Source organism: Pseudomonas sp. M1 (assembly GCF_022760135.1).
In the GTDB taxonomy this organism is placed as follows: Bacteria; Pseudomonadota; Gammaproteobacteria; order Pseudomonadales; family Pseudomonadaceae; genus Pseudomonas; species Pseudomonas citronellolis.
In genome coordinates this window covers 2,214,764-2,238,930 of record NZ_CP094343.1, presented here as the reverse complement: position 1 = coordinate 2,238,930, position 24,167 = coordinate 2,214,764, and the positions used below count along the sequence as shown (strand labels likewise).

At 66.4% G+C, this 24,167-nt stretch carries 5 protein-coding genes; all 5 read right to left on the bottom strand.

Annotated elements, in window-relative coordinates:
• Positions 1 to 55: 55 nt before the first annotated feature.
• Entirely contained in the window at positions 56 to 3,751 is a 3,696-nt protein-coding gene (locus PM1_RS10160; protein ID WP_009617094.1) for an autotransporter outer membrane beta-barrel domain-containing protein, read from the bottom strand.
• A 334-nt stretch (positions 3,752 to 4,085) separates the two neighbouring features.
• Positions 4,086 to 5,327, bottom strand: coding sequence for an HlyD family type I secretion periplasmic adaptor subunit (locus tag PM1_RS10155; protein WP_009617093.1), 1,242 nt, complete (start codon positions 5,325 to 5,327; stop codon positions 4,086 to 4,088).
• Positions 5,324 to 7,432: a type I secretion system permease/ATPase gene (locus tag PM1_RS10150; RefSeq protein ID WP_009617092.1), complete on the bottom strand. Its 2,109-nt coding sequence runs from the start codon at positions 7,430 to 7,432 to the stop codon at positions 5,324 to 5,326. The genes PM1_RS10155 and PM1_RS10150 overlap by 4 nt, the downstream gene beginning before the upstream one ends.
• Positions 7,429 to 8,850, bottom strand: coding sequence for a TolC family outer membrane protein (locus PM1_RS10145; RefSeq protein ID WP_009617091.1), 1,422 nt, complete (start codon positions 8,848 to 8,850; stop codon positions 7,429 to 7,431). Before PM1_RS10145 ends, PM1_RS10150 begins: the two co-directional genes overlap by 4 nt.
• Before the next feature lie 384 nt (positions 8,851 to 9,234).
• The gene (locus PM1_RS10140) at positions 9,235 to 23,796 is read right to left on the bottom strand and encodes an Ig-like domain-containing protein (protein WP_152604476.1); all 14,562 of its coding nucleotides are present in this window, start codon (positions 23,794 to 23,796) and stop codon (positions 9,235 to 9,237) included.
• Between the last annotated feature and the right edge of the window lie 371 nt (positions 23,797 to 24,167).

Here is a 24,167-nt window from a genome sequence, read left to right as displayed (position 1 = left end):
GCGTAGCCGCTGTGCTCGACGCTGCCGGGATTTTTCCCGGCAGCACCAGCAGGTGTCAGAAATCGATCTGGATGCCCACGTTGAACACCGAGCCCCGGCTGTCGCCACCAAAGGACTGGCGATAGCGGGCATCGCCGAACAAGGTGGAGTTCTCGCCCACCGACAACCGCCCACCGACACCCACTTCGCCGAAGGTGCGGTCGTAATCCTCGCGCAGCTTGGTTCCCTCGAAGTCAACTTTCTCCGGCTTGATGAAATCGTGCAGGAGGTTGGCCACCGCATAGACCTGGCCGGGGCGCTCGGCATCGGAGCGGTCGTCAAGCACGCGTACCCCCAGACGCCCACGCAGGCTGTCGGCGCCGTAGCTATCGATCTTGCCGACGTCGTCATGGAAGCTGTCGTACCAGGTGTGCTGGTAGCTCAGCTGCGCCTGCGGCTCGACTTTCCAGGTCCGCGCGAAACTCAGCACGGGCTTGCCGACTTCCGCCGACAGGCCGAGACGCCAGGCCTTCTGGGTGCCATGGTCGTCGTAGATGTCGTCGTAGCCGTTGCGGATGTGCGAGAGCATGCCGACGGTGTCCAGGTAGCTGCCATCCGCCTGGGCCAGGGTGTAGTAACCGCCGGCGCTGAGGGTATTGGAATCCATGCTGCCCGTGTGCTTGCGGCCGTAACCCTCCTGAGGCCGCGCCTGGTCGCCGAAATCGGTATCGCCCTTGGCGTAGTCGATGACCACCCCGGCACGCTGGGTATTGCCCTGGCCATCGGCGGTGACCCAAAGGTCGTGGCCGAACTGCAGGGCGACGACGTGCTGGTCGTAGTTGAAGCGGTCGCCTTCGGCACGCTGGTTGTCGTTGTACAGGCGTTGCCAGCCGAGCAGTTCACCGTCCGTTAGATCGTAGGTGCCGCCGATGCGCTGGTGCAGGCTGGAAAGCAACGTCATCCCCTGCTCCATGTTGGCGGTCTGGGCGGCGACGACATTGGCCACCCCCGGGCGGTAATCCGGCTCGGGACTTGAATCGGGTCCGGGACAGGGGCCCGGTTCAGGGCTTGGACAGGGGGCCGGCAACTCGCCGGAGGAACTCAGGTACCAGTGACCGTTGTCGGGATCGCTCGGCGTGCCCTGGAACAGCCGGTACTCGTAGGCACCCGCCTGGACCGGCGCGCCCAGGGTGAATTTCCCTGCCGAGGCACCATCGACCTGCACCACCTGGATGCCTTCGACGGTCTGGCCGCCGTCACCGCCGGCATTGCGCACCACCAGGGCGGTGGTACCCGCGGTGTCGCCGTTCACCACCAGCTTGTCGGTGGGGGAATCGTCGCCGCCCAGCTGGGTATTGAGCACCACGGTGCCGCCATTGCCGGTATAGGTATGCGCGCCGGTGACGGTGAGCGTGGTGGGACGGAACCCGCCCTCGCCGAAGGGGTTGTTCAGGACTACCAGGCCGGCGTTGTTGAGGGTATCGACGCTTTGGTCGAAGCCGTTCAGGGCCAGGGTGCCGCCACTTTGCACCGTGTAGACGGAGTTCGGGCTGAAGGCGTTCGTCGCGGCCGCGGCCAGGGTGGCGCCATTGCCGACCAGGGTCGGCCCCTGCCATGTGTTGGCGCCGCCGAGGGTTTGCGTGCCGCCCGTGAGATTCAGGCCTCCGGCCCCGGAAATGACGCCGGTGAACAGGCCACTTCCGGCACCGTTGCTGTCCGCCGCGGTGATGTCCAGGTCGTTGCCGCCGAGCACGACGCTTCCGCCACCGGCGAGAGTGGTGATCGACGCGGCTCCGCTGTGCCCGCTGACATCGAAGGTGCCGTCGGCTATCACTCCTGCAGACTCGGCGATGTCGGCTCCGCCCTGGAGGGCCAAGGTGCCTTCGCTGACGGTGGTGATGCCGGTGTAGCTGTTGTCCGCGGTTAGAGCCAGGGTGCCACTACCCACCTTCAACAGGTTGCCGGCGCCGCTGATGGCTCCGGACTGGGTGGCACTGTCGCTGCCGTCGACGCGCAAACTGAGCTTGGCGTTCTGGGCCAGTTGCATGGCGTTGCCGACGTCCAGGGCATTGCCATAGCCCAGGGTGCCGCCACCGGGGATGTCCTGCCGATAGCCGCTGCGGATGACCGAGCTGCCCAGAGCCTGGGCATCGTCGATCCAGAAGGTGCCGCCGTAGATATCGGTGAAACCGTGGAAGCCGGGTTGTGCGACATCCAGGTGCGTGGTGCCGGCGTAACTGGCCAGGGTCAGGCTGCCACTACCCTGTTGGCTGGCATCCAGCGTGGGTACCAGCGCACTGAAAAGCACATCCTGGCTATGGTTGAAGTTGATTACCGCATTGCCCGGGCCCAGCACGATGCTATCCGCCACCAGGGAGCCCGAGGTGGCACCGCCGACCTGCTGCTCCGGGTCACTGCCGAAGTTGATGATCCCGGTCGCGCCCGCCTGTGAGGCCAGGTACAGTTTGCCCCGCTGGGTGTCGATGGGGGTCTTGCCGGACTGCAGCAGGTCATACCCGTCATCATTCCGGACGAGATTGGTGGCCAGGGCGCCGATGAATACCTCACCACCATTGCGCAAGGTCAGCACACCGGTACCGGAATCACCGAGATGGAGATTGCCGATCCCCGTGTCTTCGATGGAGGTCTGGGACAGGAACCCACCCACGAGCCACCTGGCCCCCTGGCCGTCCACGGTAACTTTGCCGGTTCCGCCATCTACGCCAATCCGCGGCTCGAAAGCGGATACATTGCCGGGGTTGTAGCCGCCGATCTCCGAAGAGACCTTGCCGCCCGCCAGGATGTTGATCGTGCCCAGGCTGCCACTGCCCCGACCGACGATTACACCTGTCCCGAAGTTGACCCTGTTGGCGCTCGTGCCACTGCCCGCATTCACCGTGAGGCTCCCCGTGCCCCCGGCATCCCCGATAATGGCGCCAATCTGCGTGGGCTCGTAGGGCCACTTCTCGCTGGCCACCTTGCCACCGGACAGCACGTTCAACTCGCCAATGCTCCCTGTGCCACTGCCGAGAATTAGCGGCATGCGAACAGTGCCCAAGGAGCCCCCATCGACGTTGACGATACCGTGCCCCTGCGAGCGCCCGATATATATAGGAAGGCTGTTGTCCCACTGAGTGTGGTTTAGAACCAGTGCATCGGTAAAATAGCGGCTGCTGCCCTTGCCACTCCCCAGCACGTTGAAAGTTCCAGTGCTGCCGCTACCGGAACCGATGCTCAGGCCAGAGCCGATGGACAACTGAGAGAACTGCAGCGTCGTGTCCCGCACGCTGAGGATGCCGTTGCCGCCCCCTCCCCCCAGGTTCAATGTACCTAACGAGAAGTAACTGCTGGCACTGCTGTTCTGGACGACGAGCTCACCTTGTCTACCACCGGAGGTACCGATATTCAGCGACAGCAAATCGTAGTTGCTGGCATCGTTGAGCCTGGCGGCGGGCAAGGTATTGATGTTGACCTCGTCAACGGGAGAGGAAGGTGACACTTGCGGCGGCGTATTGTTTGCCCAGTTGCCCGGATCGGAGAACACACCGTTGCCGCTTGCGCCGGTCCACTCGACCACGGCGGCATTCAGCGCTGGCGAAACTCCCGTCAGCACACCACCGATGCACAATGCCAGCATGCTGGGCGTGAATCGTACTCGCTGCTGCGTTTGCCGCGCGCCGGCGCCGGGCTTGCTCCTGGCCCGAACCAACTCCGACACCACAACCCACGACTGCGACGCTGCGCGCCACACCACTCGGTAAACCCTGTTCATCCCTATCTCTCCAGGTTTCCCCCACCCGCTCGAAGACGGGTACGACCTGGGGCGGTCCGTTAAGACAAGGCTCCTCTCGTCGAATACAACCTGCGGTGGTTACGGTGAAACTCAACGCATCAACGGAACTGCGGAACGCAAACGAACGATAGTTTCCTATCCAATTCTCGGCAATTTTGGATAAGGCATCTTCTGACAAATGGTCAACAATGGGACAACAGCCCAACGCATTCACCTTGGGCTACCAACTACGCTGGCCGCATGAGTCAAGTTGACTTTGCCCTCTCTCCATTAAGAGTAGATGGGCGTCTTTCAGAAAAGACCTCGTCGAAAACTAGCGCTCGCGCAGAGCCTCGCGAGCCTTGTTCAGGGGCTTTAGCAGGTAGTCGAGAATGGTCTTGCTGCCGGTATGGATATCCACCGTGGCGATCATTCCGGGGACGATGCCGAAACGCTTGCCGTCCTTGTTGGTCAGGTGATCGACGTCGGTGCGGATGAATACCCGGTAGTAAAAGACCTCGCGCTTGACCTCATCCTGGATGGTATCCGGCGAAATGGTCGTGACCTTGCCATGCAGACCGCCGTAGATGGAGTAGTCGTAGGCGGTGATCTTCACGGTGGCATCCAGGCCGGGACGAATGAAGGCGACGTCGCGCGGCGAGATGTGCGCCTCGACCAACAGCTTCTCGTCCACCGGGACGATCTCCATCAGCTTGCCGTCCTGCGGAATGACGCCACCGACCGTGGAAACCTCGATGTCCTTGACGATGCCGCGCACCGGCGAGGTGAAGGTGGTGCGATTGAGGGCGTCCGAGCGGCCACGGGTGACCGAGCTCTGCGCCTCGATCTCGGCGTTGGCCTTGGCCAGGTCCTCGCGCGCCTTGACCACGTACTGGGTCTGCAGCTCGGTGGCCTTGCGCTCCAGCTCGTTGGCCTGGCGCTTGAGACGCAGCACTTCCACGTCGCTGGCGGCGCCGCGCGCCACCAGCGGCTGGGTCATGGCAAGTTCGCGGCGCACCAGGCCCAGGGCGTCGTTGATGCCGGCCAGGTTCTTCGCCAGGCTGTCCCTGCGCGAGTGGTAGAGCGCGGTCTCGCTGCTCACCAGTTCCGGGAAGGCCTGCAGGTCGTCGGGGAAGCTCAGCGGCGTGCCGTTGACCTCGGCGTACAGCCGCGCGGCCTCGGCCTTGGCGGCGCGCATGCGCGAGGCGCTTTCCTCCACCGCCGACTCGCTGCGGGTGCGGTCGAGCTGGGCGAGCACCTGGCCGGCCTCGACCAGATCGCCCTCATGGACGTTCAGCGAGACCAGGATGCCCCCTTCCAGGGACTGGATGACCTGCTCCCGGGAAGATGGCACCACCTTGCCGCTGCCGGTGGAGACCTCGTCCAGGGAGAACAGGCTGGCCCACACGGCGAAGGCACCGAGCATGAGCGCGATCAGCCAGACCACCAGGCTCGAGCGCGGCAGCGGAGGCTCGGCCGGCGCGCCGCGCTGGTGCGCGCGGGGCGTCGAGACGGTGGTTTCGGCAACCGCCGGCGAAGCGTCGGGTTTGCTGATGGGGAGCTTGAGATCGGTCATTGGGTCAGCTCCTTGAGGACTTTGTCTTTGGGGCCGTCCAGCACGATGCGACCGTTGTCGATGAGGATGATCCGGTCGACCCATTTCAGGACCGGCATGCGGTGCGTGGCGACCACCAGGGTGCGCGGCGCCATCCACGGCCCCATCGCGTCGATCACCTGGCGCTCGGTCATCTCGTCGAAGTTGGCGGTCGGCTCGTCGAGCAGCACCACGGACGGGTTGCGGATCAGTGTGCGGGCCAGCAGCAGGGTCTGGCGCTGACCGCCGGACAGGCCCTGGCCGCCTTCGAGGACCACCTCGTCAAGGCCGTCGGGCAGCGACTGCACGAAGGACAGTGCGCCGGACAGCGCCAGTGCCTGGGTGATCATGGCGTCGCTGGCCATCGGCGCGCCGAGCAGGATGTTCTCGCGGATGGTGCCGTAGAACAGCCGCGAGCTCTGCGGCAGCATGGCCATGTCGCGACGCACGTCGGCGGTATCGATCATCGCCAGGTCCAGGCCGTCCAGCGACACCCGTCCCTCCTGCGGAGCGTGCATGCCCGAGAGCAGGTTGAGCAGGGTCGACTTGCCCGAACCGATGCGCCCGAGGATGGCGATCTTCTCCCCGGCCCGGATCTGCAACTGCGGCACCACCAGTGCCGGGCGCTTGTCGTTGTCGCCATAGCGGAAGCTCACGCCGTCGAGCTGGTAGTTGCCATTGAGCGCTGCGCGGTGCACGCGGCGCGCTCGCTCGGGCTGGTCCACCGGACGGCTCATCAGTTCGTCGAGCCCCTTGCGGGCGACCTTGGCCGATTGCCAGCGGGAGAACACCGACGCCATCTGTGCCAGCGGCGAGATCATTCGCGAGGCGAGGATCGACGAGGCCACCAGGGCGCCGGTGGTCATGTCGCCCTGCATCACCAGGTAGCTGCCCAGGGCCAGGACCAGGGCGTAGACGATGCCCTGCACTTCCTGGGTCCAGCTCATCAACAGGCTGGTGAGGAAGCGCTGGCGCATGCTGATGCCGGCGGAGACGTCGTTGACGTTGTTCCACTGATTCTGGAAGCGCGCCTCGGCGCGCAGCAGCTTGATGTCCTCGATGCCCTGCACCGCCTCCACCAGCATGGCATTGCGCAGCGCCGACTCGCGCATGCCTTCGTTGGACAGGCGCTCCAGCGGCTTCTGGATGAGCAGGCCGGGGATCACCAGCAGCGGGATGGCGCCAAGAGCGACGAACACCAGTGGCCCACCGACCATCCACAGCACCACCAGAAACAGCAGGAAGAACGGCAGGTCGGCCAGCGCGCCAACCGTGGTCGAGGTGAACAGGTCGCGCACCTGGTCGATCTCGCGCAGTTGCGAGATGAAGGTGCCGGTGGAACGCGAGCGCGCCGAATTGCGCAGGCGCAGCGCGCGGCCGAAGACCACGTCGGAGATGCGCAGGTCGGCGCGCTTGCCGACGGTATCGGAGATATGGGTACGCGAGACGCGCAGGCAGAACTCGAAGAAGATCGCCAGCATCACGCCGCCGAACAGCACCCACAGGGTGGCTTCGGAGTTGGCCGGGACCACCCGGTCGTAGACCTGCATGGAGAAGATCACCCCGGCCAGCGCCAGGACGTTGGCCACCAGCGAGGCGAGCATGATGTCAGCGTAGCGCTTCCAGTCGCGCAGGGCGATGCTCCAGAACCAGTTGCGCCGGTACGGGCGGATGTACTGGTCGACGCGCGCATCGGCGACCGCCACCTGCGGGCGGAGGATCGCCACGCGACGCACCCGCTGGCGGAACTCTTCGACGCCGATGCGGGTTTCCAGGCCCTTGTCGCCGCTGAACAGCACGCCGAGGTTGCCCTCGCCGTCGATGGTCTGCACGACGCAGACGCTGCCGTCGTCGAACTCCGCCACCAGCGGCAGGCGCCAGGCATCGAGCAGTTCGACCGAGAGCTTGCCGAAGCGCAGCGCGAGCCCGAGGCTCTTGGCCATATGCAGCAGCATCAGGTCGGCGGAAGCGCCCTGCTCCCAGGCCAGGGCGACGCGCGCGCCCTCCTCGGAGACGCCGATCCCGTAGTGACGGGCAACGGCCAGCATGGCATCCAGCCAGCGCGCGGATTGCGGGGTCAGGCTCATGGCAGCACCTCCATGCCTTGCACCGTGGTGTAGTTCAGCCCGTAGAACTCGCGGTTGCGGCCCTGGGCGTCGACCAGCCCGACCAGGCCCAGCCAGAGGTCGTGGCGCACCATCTCCTCGTCGGAGAGCGCCTGGTAGTACTCCTGCTCGGTATTGAGCAGGTCGAGGATCGAGCGGGTGCCGAGCTTGTACTGCTCGCGGTAGAGCTCGCGGGATTCGTCGAGGTTGCGCTTGCGGCTGCCGAGCACGCCCAGGCGCGCACGGTTGCCGATGATCTGCTCGCGCATGCGGCGCATCTGGTCGCTGGCCGACAGGCGCGCGTCCTCGATGCGCTGGCGCGAGGCCTCCACCGCATTGGTGGCGGCGCGTACCTGGGCGCGCAGGCCGCCGCCCTGGTAGAGGGTCGAGGTCAGGTTGAGGCTGATGCTGTTGTCGCTGCCGTGGCGCTCGTAGGTGTTGGGGTTGTCGCCGCTCAGCGCCTTGGTACTGGAGGCGTCGATGGTCAGGGTCGGCATGCGGTCGGCCTTGGCTACCCGCAGTTGCGCCTCGGCGGCCTGGCGTTCGGCCTCGGCGGCCAGGACATCGGGGAGAATGCTGGCATCCAGGCGCCGCGCCAGGTCGACGCGGGCAGCCTGGTCGTCGGAAAGCGCGGTGATCTCGCCGGAAACCGGACCGCCGACCAGCGTGCGCAGGCGCTCCTGGGCCTGGTTGTACTGCGAGCGGATCTGCAACTGGCTGGCGCGCGCGGCATCGACCCGGGCCAGCGCCTGGATCGGGTCGGAGCGGCTGGTGACGCCGGCGCCGGCGCGGTCCTGGGTCATCGCGTAGACGCGCTCCATCGCCTTCACCTGCTCGTCGGCGATGCGCCCGAGCAGGCGGTAGCGGTGCAGGTCTATGGTCGCCTCGGCGGTCTGCCGGGAAATCAGGTCGATCTGCTTGAGCACCAGCGCCTGCTGCCGGCGCGACTGCGCTTCGGCGCCATCGACGCTACCGGCGACCTTGCCGAAGTCGTAGAGCAGTTGCGAGACCGACAGCGAAGCGGTCTGGCTGGTGCCGTTCTGGGTGGTGTCGCCGCGCCCCACGCCCAGTTTCACCTGGGGGTAGTAGCCGGAACGGGCCATGGCGATGCCGTCGCCCTGCTGCGCCAGGGTCGCGATGGCATCGGCGATGGAAGGATGGCGATTGACCGCCATGTGCACGGCCTGGTTGAGATCCAGCAGGCGACGCGCATCGGGCGCGTCGAACTCCGGCGTCAGGCGCTGGCCGCCGGTCTGCTCGATCAGTTGGCTGGGTGCCAGACTGCGCTGTTCGGGGCTGCTGGCACCGAACCAGCCATCGTCGAGGACACTGGCGAGCGTCGCGGTGGAGAAGCTGGCCAGGCAGAGCCAGGCCAGAGGAGCAAGTTTCCAGGCGTTCACCGAGAGCCTCCAGGAGTCAGTAGAGACGCGCCTGAACGGGATTCCGTGCTCGTTTCGAGGAACTCATCCTGGAGTACCGGCGCGCCATGGATACGCGACGTTCGTCTGCAGCGCCCTCGGAGGGCGGGGAGAGATGGGCCCGACTACGGCCGCCGGTAGGCTGGCCAGAGGATGCCCGCTGGAGAAGAAGGCCGTCTGGGACGGCCTGTTGCGAATCGTCGGGGCCATTATCTGAAGCCCCTTCCTACGCATGAATGAGACATTTCCTAAACGAAAGCTACCCGGCCACCGCGACGCGACGAGCGCAACGGGAGCCGGGCAGGAAGGTCGCGGCCGGTAGGGAACAAGGGGCGCCGGTGGCGTGGCACCCCTTGGACAGGGTCGTCAGACCACGTTGATGCCGTGCTGGATCAACAGGTCCGCATTGGTGTTGCTCCCCATGCTCGCGTTGTGCCAGATGTCGTAGTCGACACCATTCACGGTCTTGCTGCCGCTGACCTCCCAGCCGCCGGAACCGACCGTCTCGGCCAGGTCCACGGTGGAAGTGCCGTCGCCCTTGATCATCAGGTTGGGCACCTCGTCGCTGGTGGTATCCACCTGCTTGAGCACGTCCGACAGCCGCAGCGAGAGGGTGTTGTTGCCACTGCCCTCCTGGCTGCTGCCCAGGTCGAAGATCTCGAAACCCTTGACCCGCGTACCGTAGCTGGTGAGGTCCAGCTGCAGGCCGGAGGCCTCGAACTTCAGGGTATCGATGCCCAGGCCGCCGTCGACGCGGGTGAAGGTCGTCCCCGCCAGGCCGATGGTGTCGTTGCCGGCGCCGCCCATGGCCACGTCATGCTGTACGCTGGTATCGGTGGTATCGGTGGTATCGGTGCCGATGCCGTGGATGATGTCGTTGCCCTGGCCGCCGCTGATGATGTCCACGCCGTTCTCGATGGCGGATGCCCCCGGGCTGGTGGTGCCGGCCCAGATCTCGTCGTCGCCCACGGTGTAGCTGTGGGTCAGCAGGGCGATGGAGCCGCTGTAGATGTTGTAGCCGCCGGCGTTGGTCGCACCGGTGTCGCTCTGCCAGACGCCGTAGCCGTAGTCGGCGATGCCGTCGCCATTCCAGTCCCCCATCGCCAGGCCGGTGCCGGCGTAGTCGTTGGCGTTGACGCCGGTGTACTTCACCGCCAGCCCGGCCGCGACCAGCGCATCCAGGTCGGTGTTGGCGTCAAAGCCACCATCCGCGCGGCCATAGACCAGATACACGGCTCCCCGGTTGGTGACGCCGTTGTCGTAGCCCGGCATGCCGATCAGGAAGTCGTCGATGCCGTCGCCGTTGACGTCGCCGCCGGAGCTGACTGCATAGCCAAGCTGGCCGTCGGCGGTAGTCACCGAGCCGCTGATGGCGGTGCCGTTGCTGCTGCTGGAGATGATGAAGCCATCGGTGCCGTTCAGGTTGCCCAGCTTGATGTCGGCCCAGGCCATTCCGCTCTCCTTGCCGTAGATCACGTAGACCCGGCCCGGCGCGGTGGTGTCGGAAGCCGAGTCGCCCCAGCCCGGCGAGCCGATGGCGAAGTCCTCGATGCCGTCGCCGTTGATATCGCCGATGTTCTGGATCGACGAGAACTCGGCGTACCACTGCCCGGCGTTCTGCGCCGTGCCACCCTGGTCCACTGTAGCGCCGCCGAGCCACTCGCCGGTTTCCGAGCCCACCAGGCGCACGCCCTGGTCGGGCGTCAGGTTGGCCAGGTTGTAGCTGTTGCCCAGCCCGCTGGCGCTGCCCCAGATCAGGTAAGCGGTGCCGCTGTTGCTGACGGTACTGCCGCTTAGGCCATCGCCACGTGGCGCGGTGACGATGTAGTCGGCGTAGCCATCGCCGTTGACGTCACCGATCACCTTGATCACCGAGCCAAGGTCGGTGTCGGGCGCATAGGTGGTGCGCACGTTGGTCTGGTTCGGAACCCGCGAGCCAAGGGTCGCCGAGGTGGCCCCGGTGGCATAGTAGAGGCCGCCCGGATCGGCTTCGCTGACGTAGTTGCGCAGCAGCAGGTTGCTCCAGTCGGAGCTGCCCGCGTCGCCGGCGTGGCCGTAGAGCACCACGTACATGCCGTTGCCGCCGTTGCCGTCGGCCGAACCGATGATCAGGTCGGCGTAGCCGTCGCCATTGATGTCGCCGCCGCTGACGCTGTTGGCCGGCCAACCGCCGGTGTTGTAGTTCTTGATCACGAAGCCATTGGCGGTGGCGCCGTTCTCCAAGCTCTGCAGGTCGAGGGTGCCGAGGGCGTTGCCCTCGCGGCCGAAAATCACGTAGGCACGGTCGTTCAGCGTGCCGGTGATGACGAAGTCGTCATAGCCGTCGCCGTTGATGTCGCCCAGGTTGGTGACCATCTGGCCCTGGATGCCGACGTCGCCGCCGGTGCCGGTGACGCCGCTCTGCTTGATGCGGAAGCCCTGGTCCGGTGTCAGGTTGTCGATGTTGCTCAGCGACGGCAGACCGTTGGCGCTGCCGTAGAGCACATAGATGTCCGATTGGTAGGCTGCGGTGGAACCGTAGATGTCGTGCGGCGCCGAGACCACGAAGTCCTCGTAGCCGTCGCCGTTGAAGTCGCCGATGGACGACATCGACAGGCCGAGGCCATCGGCCACCTGGGTGCTGGAGGCCACCGACGGGGTACCCGCCACGTCGATGACCAACCTGGCATCGGCGCTGTTGTCGAGCAGGCCGACCTGCGAGTGGTTGCCCGCCTCGTCCACCAGCACCGCCTTCATGTTGTAGCTGCCATCGAACATCGACGGCAGCGTCACGTTGAAGGTGCCGTCGGTACCGTTCACCGTCAGGGTCAGGCCCTCGGCGTAGATGACGTCACCTGCGCCGTAGACACCGTCGCCGTTCTTGTCGTCGAACAGCATCACGGTGATCTTGCCCGCCGCTGCCGCCGCCGCATCCGCCGCGGAGAGACCGGCGACGGTGCCGGTGAAGCTCGGCGTCAGTACGCTGGTCCTGTTGTCGGTGCCGCTACTGCCGTTGTCGCTGGCGGTATCCAGGTCGAGCACGAAGCTGGTGAAGGTCGGCGCCAGGGTATCGATGCTCAGGCCGTGCTGGGCGCTCTGGCCGATGTTGCCGGCGTCGTCCACCACCCGCACCACCACCGTGTAGCTGCCATCGGCGATCACCTGGCCACGGTTGTCGAAGCTCCAGTCGGTGCCATCGACCTCGGCGCGCTGCCAGGTCTGGCCGCCATCCAGGCTGATCTCCACCCCTTCGCCGGCACCGAGCGCAACGCCCAGCTTGCCGGAGAACACCAGGGTGTTGTCGTTGGTGATGAAGTCATTGCCCTGGGCGCCGTTATCTTCGCTGATGGCGTCAAGGGTGATGGTCTTGTCGGCACTCGGGCCGTCGGTGTCGACGACCACAGTGTGGCTGGCGCTGTTGCCGACGTTGCCGGCATCGTCGACCACCCGCACCTGCACGTCATACTCCGCGTCGTCCAGCACCCGGCCGGTGTTGTCGAAGCGCCAATCGGTGCCGTTGACCTCGACGCGCTGCCAGGTCTGGCCGCCATCGAGGCTGATTTCCACCCCTTCGTCGGCCGCCAGGGCCTGGCTCAGATGACCGCTGAACAGCAGGGTGTTGTCATTGGTGACGAAGTCGTTGCCGAGGTAGCCGTTGTCGTCGCTGATGCCATCGAAGCTGATGGTCAGGCTGGCGGACGGTCCCTGGGTGTCGATCTGTACCGCCTGACTGTCGGCCAGGCTGACGTTGCCTTCGCTGCCGACCACTCGGGCCATGAATACATAGTCGCCGTCATCCATGAGCGTGCCGCTGTTGTCGAAGACATAGGTGCCGTTGCCCTGGTCCACGGCATCGTGCCAGGTCTGGCCGCCGTCGATGGAGATCTGCACCTTGTCGCCGGCATTGAGCTGGCCGTCCACGGTGGCGCTGACCACCAGGGTGTTGTCGTTGGTGATGAAGTCGCCGGCATCCAGGCCGTTGTCTTCGGAGATGCCGCTGACGGTCGCCAGCGCATAGTGCGCGCTGCCGCTGTCGCTGCTGTTGCCGTCGGCGTCGGTGGCCACGGCGCTGACCTCGCCGCTGCCCTGGGCAGTGGCGCTGGTGACGCTGTAACTGCCCGCGGCGCTGGCGGTGACCGTCTGCGTCGTACCGTCGGGGAAGGTCACGCTGACCTGGCTGCCGGCCTCGGCGCTGCCGCTGACCACCAGGGTACCGTCGGCATTGGCATTGACCAGCACGCTGGGCGCCAGGGGCGCGGTGCTGTCGGCGTAATCCGCGGAAGCGGACGCACCGATGTTGCCGGCCTCGTCAGTGGCATGGGCGCTGACCTCGCCAGTGCTCTGCGGGACATGGGTGGTGACGCTGTAGCCGCCGTCGGAACCAGCGGTCGCGGTTCCAGTGCTGCCGTCCGGGAAGGTCACGGTAACGGTGCTGCCCGCTTCCGCATTGCCGCTCACTGTCAGACCGCCATCGGCGTTGACCGTGATGTTTACGCTCGGCGCGCCCGGTGCTGTGGTGTCAGTGAAGTCCGCAGTGGCGGCCGGACCGGCGTTACCCGCCAGGTCAGTGGCGCTGGCGCTGACCTCACCGCTGGGCTGGCCCTCCGGCGAGGTGACACTGAAGCGGCCATCGGTACCGGCGGTTGCCGATCCAGTGGTGCCATCCGGGTAAGTAACGGTAACGGTACTGCCCGCTTCGGCGCTTCCGCTGACGGTGACACTGCCATCGGCATTGTTCACCAGCGGGTCGAGCACCGGCGCCTGGGGCAGGCTGGTGTCCGTGTAAGTGGCGTTGGTGACCGATCCGTCATTGCCGGCGGCGTCGGTCGCCATCGCGCTGACTTCACCCGTGGTCTGCGGCACGTGGGTGGTGACGCTGTAGCTGCCGTCGGTACCGGCGACTCCCGTGCCGGTGGTGCCATCCGGGAAGGTCACGGTGACCGTGCTGCCCGCTTCGGCTGTACCGGTTACGGTCAGGCCGCCATCGGCGTTCGCCGTGACATTCATGCTCGGTGCATCCGGCGCAGTGGTGTCGGTGAAGGTGGCGCTGGCCGATGGACCATTGTTGCCGGCGGCATCGCTGGCGCTGGCACTGACCTCGCCGCTGGGCTGGCCGACCGGAGAGGTAACGCTGAAGTGGCCATCGGTACCAACGATCACACTCACCTCACTGCCATCCGGATAGGTGACGGTGACGGTGCTGCCCGCTTCGGCGCTGCCGCTGACGGTGACGCTGCCGTCGGCATTGTTCACCAGCGGATCGAGTACCGGCGCCAAAGGTGCGGTGCCATCGATGTAGGACTCGACCGTCGATGCGCCGGCATTGCCAGCGGCATCGGTGGCGCTGGCGCTGACCTCGCCGCTGGTTTGCGGCACGTGGGTGGTGACGCTATAGCTGCCGTCGGAACCGGCGGTTGCCGTGCCACTGGAGCCATCCGGGAAGGTCACGGTGACCGTGCTGCCCGCCTCCGCGGTACCGGTCACGGTCAGACCACCGTCGGCATTGGCGCTGACGTTCACGCTCGGCGCCAGCGGTGCGCCGCTGTCGGTGTAGTCCGCGGTGGCCGAGTCGCCAGTGTTGCCGGCGGCATCGGTAGCCGTCGCGCTGACTTCGCCGCTGGTTTGTGGAACCGTGGTGGTGACGCTGTAGCCACCGTCAGAGCCTGCAGTCGCGGTGCCGCTGCTGCCATCCGGGAAGGTCACGGTGACGGTACTGCCCGCTTCTGCCGTACCGGTCACGGTCAGGCCGCCATCGGGGTTGGCGCTGACGCTTACGCTCGGCGCCAGCGGTGCGCTGCTGTCTGTGTAGTCCACCGTGGCGGCGTCGCCAGTGTTGCCGGCGGCATCGGTAGCCGTCGCGCTGACTTCGCCACTGGTTTGCGGCACCGTGGTGGTGATGCTGTAGCTACCATCGGAACCAGCGGTCGCTGTGCCGGTGCTGCCATCCGGGAAGGTCACGGTAACCGTGCTGCCCGCCTCTGCCATACCGGTCACGGTCAGGCCGCCATCGGGGTTGGCGCTGACGTTGACGCTCGGCGATTGCGGCGCTCCGCTGTCGGTGTAATCCACGGTGGCGGCATCGCCGGTATTGCCGGCGCTGTCAGTCGCGGTCGCGCTGACTTCACCCGTGGTCTGCGGCACCGTTGTGGTGACGCTGTAGGCACCGTCGCTGCCCGCGGTCGTGGTGGTGCTGCTGCCATCCGGGAAGGTCACGGTGACGGTGCTGCCCGCCTCCGCGCTACCGCTGACGGTCAGGCCGCCATCGGCATTGGCTATGACGTTCACACTGGGTGCATCGGGTGCGGTGGTATCGGCGAACTCGCCGGTGACCGACGGACCGGTATTACCAGCGGCATCGGTGGCATTGGCCGTGACATCACCGGTAGGTTGTCCCGCCGGCGAGGTGATGCTGAAGGCGCCATCGCTGCCTGCGACCACGGTGTCGGTCGAGCCGTCCGGGAAGGTCACTGTCACGGTACTGCCCGCTTCGGCGCTGCCGGTGAGGGTGACGCTGCCATCACCGTTGGTCACCAGCGGGTCCAGTTCCGGTGCCAGTGGCGCGGTGTTGTCGGTGTAGGACTCGACCGTCGACGCGCCGGCGTTGCCAGCGGCATCAGTGGCGCTGGCGCTGACGTCACCGCTGGTTTGCGGTACGTGGGTGGTGACGCTGTAGCTGCCATCGGTGCCCGCGGTCGCTGTGCCGGTGCTGCCATCCGGGAAGGTCACCGTCACGGTGCTGCCCGCCTCCGCGCTGCCGCTGACGGTCAGGCCGCCGTCGGGATTGGCGCTGACATTCACGCTCGGCGCCAGCGGTGCGCCGCTGTCGGTATAGTCCGCGGTGGCCGAGGCGCCGGTATTGCCGGCGGCGTCGGTCGCGCTGGCACTGACTTCACCCGTGGTTTGCGGAGTCGTGGTGGTGACGCTGTAGCTGCCGTCGCTGCCGGCCGTGGCGGTCGCGGTGCTGCCATCGGGGAAGGTCACGGTCACGCTGCTGCCCGGTTCGGCGCTGCCGGCAACCGTCAGGCCGCCGTCGGCATTCGCCGTCACGTTTACGCTCGGTGCCAGCGGGCCCTGGGTGTCGGTGTAGCTCTCGACCGTAGGCGCACCGGCGTTGCCAGCGGCATCGGTGGCGCTGGCGCTGACGTCGCCGCTGGTTTGCGGTACGTGGGTGGTGACTTCATAGCTGCCGTCGCTGCCGGCGGTCACCGAGGCAGTCGAACCATCCGGGAAGGTCACGGTGACAGTGCTACCCGCCTCCGCGCTGCCACTGACAGTCAGGCCGCCGTCGTCGTTGGCGCTGACCGTCAGGCTCGGCGACTGCGGAGCGGCGGTGTCGGTGTAGCCCACGGTGGTGCTGTCACCCACGTTGCCAGCCGCGTCGCTGGCGCTGGCGGTCACGTCGCCGCTGGTTTGCGGCACGTTCGTGGTGAGGCTGTAGCTGCCATCGGCGCCCGCGGTCGCTGTGCCGGTGCTGCCATCCGGGAAGGTCACCGTCACGGTGCTGCCCGCCTCCGCGCTGCCGCTGACGGTCAGGCCGCCGTCGGGATTGGCCGTGACGTTGACGCTCGGAGCCTCCGGCGCGGTGGTGTCGGTGTAGTCCTCGGTCGCCGAGGCGCCGGTATTGCCGGCCTCGTCGGTGGCGTTGACGCTGATCTCACCGCTGGGCTGGTTGGCCGGCGAGGTGACCGACCAGGAGCCGTCCTCCCCCGCGACCACGGAACCGGTGGTTCCGTCCGGATAAGTCACGACGACGGTGCTGCCCGGCTCGGCGCTGCCGCCGACGGTAATACTGCCGTCTTCGTTGGTGATGACCGGATCGAGGACCGGCGCTTGCGGCGCGGTGCTGTCGGTGTAGGTCTGGGTGGTGGCATCGCCCGTGTTGCCGGCTGTGTCGGTGGCGGTCGCACTGACCTCTCCGCTGGTCTGCGGCACCTGGGTGGTGATGCTGTAGCCACCATCGGAGCCGGCGATTGCCGTACCGATGCTGCCGTCCGGGAAGGTCACGGTGACGGTGCTGCCCGCCTCCGCGCTACCGCTGACGGTCAGGCCACCGTCGGCATTGGCGGTGACGGTGACGCTCGGTGCATCCGGCGCGGTGGTATCGGCGAACTCGCCGGTGGCCGATGGGCCGGTATTGCCGGCTTCGTCGGTGGCCTTGGCGGTGACATCACCACTGGGCTGGCCGGCGGGGGATGTGAGGGTGAAGCTGCCATCCTCACCGGCCACCACGCTGCCGGTGGTTCCGTCCGGATAGGTGACGGTCACGGTGCTGCCCGGCTCTGCCAAGCCGCCGATGGTGACACTGCCATCCTCGTTGGTCACCAGCGGGTCGAGGACCGGCGCCAGCGGAGCGGTGCTGTCGGTGTAGCTCTGGACAGTGGCATCGCCCGTGTTGCCGGCGGCGTCGGTGGCAGTCGCACTGACCTCACCGGTAGTCTGCGGAACCGTGGTGGTCACGCTGTAGCTGCCATCGGAGCCGGCAGTCGCCGTACCGGTGGTGCCATCCGGGAAGGTCACGGTCACCATGCTGCCGGCTTCCGCCATGCCAGTCACGGTCAGGCCGCCGTCGGCATTGGCCGTGACGTTGACGCTCGGCGCATCCGGTGCGGTGGTGTCGGTGTAGCTCTCGGTCACCGAGGCACTGGTGTTGCCCGCTTCGTCGGTGGCTTCGGCGCTGACTTCGCCGGTGGGCTGGTTCTCCGGCGAAGTCAGGGTGAAGCTGCCGTCTTCTCCCACTACCACAGAACCGGTGCTGCCATCCGGATAGGTGACGGTAACGGTGCTGCCCGGTTCGGCGCTGCCGGTGAGGGTGATGCTGCCGTCTTCGTTGGTGACAATCGGGCCGAGGGCCGGCGCTTCGGGGGCAGTGCTGTCGGTATAGGTGACGGTGGTCGAGTCGCCGTTGTTGCCGGCGGCGTCGCTCGCACTGACGCTGACGTCACCGGTGGTTTGCGGCACATGGGTGGTGACGCTGTACTCGCCGTTATCGCCGGTGGTGGCGGTAGCGGTGCTGCCATCCGGGAAGGTCACGGTGACGGTCGTGCCCGGTTCGGCGCTGCCAGTCACGGTCAGGCCGCCATCGGCATTGGCCGTGACATTGACGCTCGGGGCGTCCGGTGCGGTGGTGTCGGTGTAGTTCTCGGTCACCGACGCGCCGGTGTTGCCGGCTTCATCCGTGGCATTGACGCTGATTTCGCCGGTGGGCTGGTTTTCCGGCGAGGTGATGCTGAAGCTGCCGTCCTCACCCGCCACGACACTGCCAGTGCTACCGTCGGGATAAGTGACGGTCACGGTGCTGCCCGGTTCGGCACTGCCGCCGAGGGTGATGCTGCCGTCTTCATTGGTGACGATCGGGTCGAGTACCGGCGCTTGTGGTGCGGTGTTGTCGGTGTAGGCCTGAGTGGTGGCGTCGCCGGTATTGCCGGCGGCATCGGTCGCGGTAGCACTGACGTCGCCGCTGGTTTGCGGAACAGTGGTAGTCACGCTGAAGCTGCCGTCACTGCCGGCCGTGGCGGTACCGGTGGAGCCATCCGGGAAGGTCACGGTCACCATGCTGCCGGCTTCCGCCGTGCCAGTCACGGTTAGGCCGCCGTCGGCATTGGCGCTGACATTCACGCTCGGTGCATCCGGCGCGGTGGTGTCCGCGTAGTTCTCGGTCACCGAAGCGCCGGTGTTGCCGGCTTCATCCGTGGCATTGACGCTGACTTCGCCGGTGGGCTGGTTTTCCGGCGAGGTGATACTGAAGCGGCCATCCTCACCGGCCACCACGGAGCCAGCGCTGCCATCGGGATAGGTGACGGTCACCGTGCTGCCCGGTTCTGCCGAACCACCGATGGTGATGCTGCCATCGTCGTTGGTGACGACCGGATCGAGTACCGGGGCCTCTGGAGCGGTGCTGTCGGTGTAGCTCTGAGTCGTGGCATCGCCAGTGTTGCCAGCGGCGTCAGTCGCGGTGGCGCTGACGTCACCGGAAGTCTGCGGCACGTGGGTGGTAACGCTGTAGCCGCCATCGGAGCCGGCAGTCGCCGTGCCGGTAGTGCCATCCGGGAAGGTCACGGTGACGGTCGTGCCTGGTTCGGCACTGCCAATCACGGTCAGGCCGCCATCGGCATTGGCCGTGACATTGACGCTCGGGGCGTCCGGCGCGGTGGTGTCGGTGTAGTTCTCGGTCACCGAGGCGCCGGTGTTGCCGGCTTCATCCGTGGCATTGACGCTGACTTCGCCGGTGGGCTGATCCTCAGGCGAGGTGATCGACCAGGAACCATCCTCACCCACCACCACGGAGCCAGTGCTGCCATCGGGATAGGTGACGGTCACCGTGCTGCCCGGCTCTGCCGAACCACCGATGGTGATGCTGCCATCTTCGTTGGTGACGATCGGATCGAGTACCGGTGCTTCCGGTGCGGTGCTGTCGATATAGCTCTGGGTGGTGGCATCGCCGGTATTGCCAGCGCCGTCGGTAGCGGTCGCGCTCACGTCGCCCGAGGTTTGCGGAACAGTGGTAGTCACGCTGTAGCTGCCGTCACTGCCGGCCGTAGCGGTACCGGTGGAGCCATCCGGGAAGGTCACGGTAACGGTGCTGCCGGCCTCTGCCGTACCGCTCACGGTCAGTCCGCCGTCGGTATTGGCGGTAACGTTGACGCTCGGCGCCTCCGGCGCGGTGGTGTCGGCAAACTCGCCAGTGGCCGACGGGCCAGTATTGCCGGCCTCGTCGGTGGCACTGGCGCTCACGTCGCCGCTCGGCTGGTGGGCCGGCGAGGTGATGCTGAAGCTGCCGTCCTCACCTGCCACGACAGTGCCATTACTGCCATCCGGATAAGTGACGGTGACGGTGCTGCCGGGCTCGGCGCTGCCGCCGACGGTGACGCTGCCGTCATCGTTGGTGACGATCGGGTCCAGCACCGGAGCCTCAGGCGCAGTGCTATCGATGTAGTTCTGGGTGGTGGCGTCACCGGTGTTGCCAGCCGCATCAGTCGCGGTGGCGCTGACGTCGCCGCTGGTTTGCGGGACATGGGTGGTGATTTCGTAACTACCGTCGCCGCCGGCTGTGGCCGTGGCGGTGCTGCCATCCGGGAAGGTGACGGTGACGGTCGTAGCCGGCTCGGCACTGCCGGTCACGGTCAGGCCGCCATCGGTATTGGCCGTGACGTTGATGCTAGGCGCATCGGGCGCGGTGGTATCAGTGTAGCTCTCGGTCACCGAGGCGCCGGCGTTGCCGGCTTCATCCGTGGCGTTGACGCTGACTTCGCCGGTGGGCTGGTTTTCCGGCGAGGTGATCGACCAGGAGCCGTCCTCCCCCGCTACCACGGAACCGGTGGTGCCGTCCGGGTAGGTGACGGCAACGGTGCTGCCCGGCTCGGCGCTTCCGCCGATGGTGATACTGCCGTCTTCGTTGGTGACGATCGGGTCCAGAACCGGAGCCCCCGGCGCGGTGCTGTCGGTGTAGGCGAGGGTGGTCGAGTCACCGATATTGCCAGCCGCATCAGTCGCGGTGGCGCTGACGTCGCCGCTGGTTTGCGGAGCGTGGGTGGTGATTTCGTAACTGCCGTCGCTGCCGGCTGTGGCCGTGGAGGTCGAGCCATCCGGGAAGGTGACGGTAACCGTGCTGCCCGCCTCTGCGCTGCCACTCACGGTCAGGCCGCCATCGGCATTGGCCGTGACGTTGACGCTCGGGGCGTCCGGGGCGGTGGTGTCGGCGTAGTTCTCGGTCACCGAGGCGCCGGTATTGCCCGCTTCGTCGGTGGCGTTGACGCTGATTTCGCCGGTGGGCTGGTTCTCCGGCGAAGTGAGAGTGAAGCTGCCGTCCTCACCGACCACCACGGAGCCGGTAGTGCCATCCGGGTAGGTCACGGTCACGGTGCTGCCCGGCTCGGCGCTGCCGCCGACGGTGACGCTGCCGTCTTCGTTGGTAACGATCGGGTCGAGTACCGGAGCCTCGGGCGCGGTGCTGTCGGTGTAACTCTGAGTCGTGGCATCGCCGGTGTTGCCGGCGGCGTCGGTCGCGCTGGCGCTGACGTCGCCCGTGGTTTGCGGAACCGTTGTAGTCACGCTGTAGCTTCCGTCGCTACCCGCCGTAGCAGTGGAGGTCGAGCCATCCGGGAAGGTGACGGTAACCGTGCTGCCCGCCTCTGCACTGCCGCTCACGGTGAGGCCGCCATCGGCGTTCGGAATGACGGAGACACTCGGCGCTCCAGGCGCGGTGGTATCGGCATAGTTCTCCGTCACCGAGGCGCCGGTATTACCCGCTTCGTCGGTGGCGTTGACGCTGATTTCGCCGGTGGGCTGGTTTTCCGGCGAGGTGATCGACCAGGAGCCGTCTTCACCGACCACTACGTTGCCGGTAGATCCATCCGGGTAGGTCACGGTGACGGTACTGCCCGGCTCGGCGCTGCCGCCGACGGTGACGCTGCCGTCTTCGTTGGTGACAACTGGATTAAGTACCGGAGCTTCGGGGGCAGTGCTGTCCGTATAGATGAAGGTAGTCGACTCACCGGTGTTGCCGGCCGCGTCGGTCGCTGCTGCTCTGACATCACCGCTGGTCTGCGGCACGCTCGTAGTGACGCTGTACTCGCCGTTATCGCCGGCGGTAACGGTACCGGTCGAGCCGTCCGGGAAGGTCACGGTAACGGTCGTGCCTGGCTCGGCGCAGCCAGACACGGTCAGGCCGCCATCGGCATTGGCCGTGACGTTGACGCTCGGGGCGTCCGGAGCGGTGGTATCCGCGTAGTTCTCGGTCACCGACGCGCCAGTGTTGCCGGCTTCGTCGGTGGCGTTGACGCTGACTTCGCCGCTGGGCTGATTCTCCGGCGAGGTAATCGACCAGGAGCCGTCTTCTCCTGCCACTACGGAACCGGTCGAGCCATCCGGGTAGGTGACGGTGACGGTGCTGCCCGGCTCCGCGCTACCGCCGACGGTGACGCTGCCATCGTCGTTGGTGACGATCGGACCCAGCACCGGAGCCTCCGGCGCGGTGCTGTCGGTGTAGGCGACGGTGGTCGAGTCACCGATATTGCCAGCCGCATCAGTCGCGGTGGCGCTGACGTCGCCGCTGGTTTGCGGAACATGGGTGGTGATTTCGTAACTACCGTCGCCGCCGGCTGTGGCCGTGGCGGTGCTGCCATCCGGGAAGGTGACGGTGACGGTCGTGCCCGGCTCGGCGCTGCCGCTCACGGTCAGGCCGCCGTCGGGATTGGCCGTGACGTTGGCGCTCGGCGCATCCGGTGCAGTGGTGTCGGTGTAGCTCTCGACCACCGAGGCGCCGGTATTGCCGGCTTCGTCGGTGGCGTTGACGCTGATTTCGCCGGTAGGTTGGTTCTCCGGCGAAGTGAGGGTGAAGCTACCGTCCTCACCGACCACCACGGAGCCGGTAGTGCCATCCGGGTAAGTGACGGTCACGGTACTACCCGGCTCGGCGCTGCCGCCGATGGTGATACTGCCATCGTCGTTGGTGACGATTGGGCCCAGCACCGGAGCATCGGGCGCGGTGGTGTCGGCGAAGGTATCAGTGGCGGCCGGGCCGGTGTTGCCATCCAGGTCGGTGGCCGCCGCGCTGACCTCACCGTTGGGCTGCGGACTGGCGGAGGTCACTGAGAAGGCTCCGTTCGCGTCGGCGACCGTGGTGCCGGTAGAGCCGTCCGGGAAGGTTACGATGACGGTGCATCCAGGTTCTGCGCTACCGCAAACGGTGACAGAACCATCACCCAGCGTGATCAGCGGATCGAGCAGAGGAGCATCCGGCGGGGTGCTATCGATGTATGCCAGTCTGCCGGGCTCGCCGGTATTGCCATATACGTCGGTGGCGGTGGCACTGACTTCACCACTGGCCTGAGGCACGTGGGTGGTGATGCTGTAGTGGCCGTTGCCGTCAGCCATGACGTTACCCACCGAGCCGTCCGGGAAGGTGACGGTGACGATGCTGCCGACTTCGGCACTACCGCTGATGGTGAGCCCGCCATCGGAGTTCTCGGTGACGCCAATGCTCGGCGCCCCAGGTGGAGTGGTATCAACGTACGGCAACTGGGTGCCAGGACTGGTGTTGCCGGCATTGTCGGTGGCGCTGGCGGTCAGATCGCCCGAAGGTTGGTCGGGCGGTGATGTCAGGCTGTAGCCGCCATCTTCGCCGACAACAACGCTGCCGGTACTGCCGTCGGGGTAGGTAACGGTCACGGTACTACCCGGCTCGGCGCTGCCGCTGACGGTCACGCTGCCATCGGCATTGGTGGTCACCTCGACGCTGGGTGCGCTCGGCGCAGTAGTGTCGGTGTAGTCAACGTGGGCGTCGCTGCTGTTGCCCTTACCATCCTCGACGTGAATGTCCACGCCACCGCTGGTCTGCGGTAAGGAAGAAGAGGCCTGGTAGTTACCGTTGGCGTCGGCGACCACAGTCGTGCTGGAACCATCTGGGAAGGTCACGGTAACGCTGGCACCGGGGCTGGTGGTACCACTGACGATCAGCCCGCCCGTATCGCTAGCCTGCAAGTTGACAGTAGGCGCCTGGAGCCCGCTGCCGCCATGATGACCGCCACCGCCGCCACCACTAGAGGCAGCAACGCCCCCTGCAACCAGTGCCAGACCACCCAGTATCCAGGGCAGCGCCCCCTGATCGCCGCCCTCCGTCACCAGCAGCGATTCGACCGAGTCGACCTCGCTGTAGCTGGAGAAGACAGAGCCTTCTTCATTGGCCTCGGCGACCCAGTAGTGGCCATCACCGCTGTCGAGTACCAGATCGCTGCTCGGCTCGCCCGGAGCCCCGAAGAAACCCTGGATGACGATGGTCTCGCCGTCCAGGGTCTTGATCACCAAGGCATTGCCTTCGCGGGTCATGCTGATGACCTGCTCCTTGCTCAGTGCCAGCTTCACGACGGAGGGTGCGCGAAGGGTCAGGTCAGCCTGGTTGATCTGGGTGGCCGCGTGGGTAGCCTTGTCGATTACAACGATTGTTTTAGCCATGATGGGCCTCGGAACTCGGCAGTCATGGGAATGCAGATGGGCGTCGCCATCGTCATTCCCGATCACAAGGGGTCCGCAGACCGGCAGGTCTGCGGACCTTCTTCAACCACGGGGTTCGATGACTCGTCTCTGCGACCGGCAAGCGAAGGCCGGCTGATCGGGGGAGGCAAAATTCTTGGAATTGATCGTCGAAAGGCCGATGGCGCTTGCCGCTGCGTGCTATGCACTGGTCGCGGAGGCACCCCATGGATACGGCTCAGGAGTATCCGCAGGAAAATTCCCTACTAATATCAGATGATTCCTAATCCCTACCGTCCACGGTACAGAAGCTATGGAGCCCACCACGGGACAACCGACGGTGAGGCGCACGG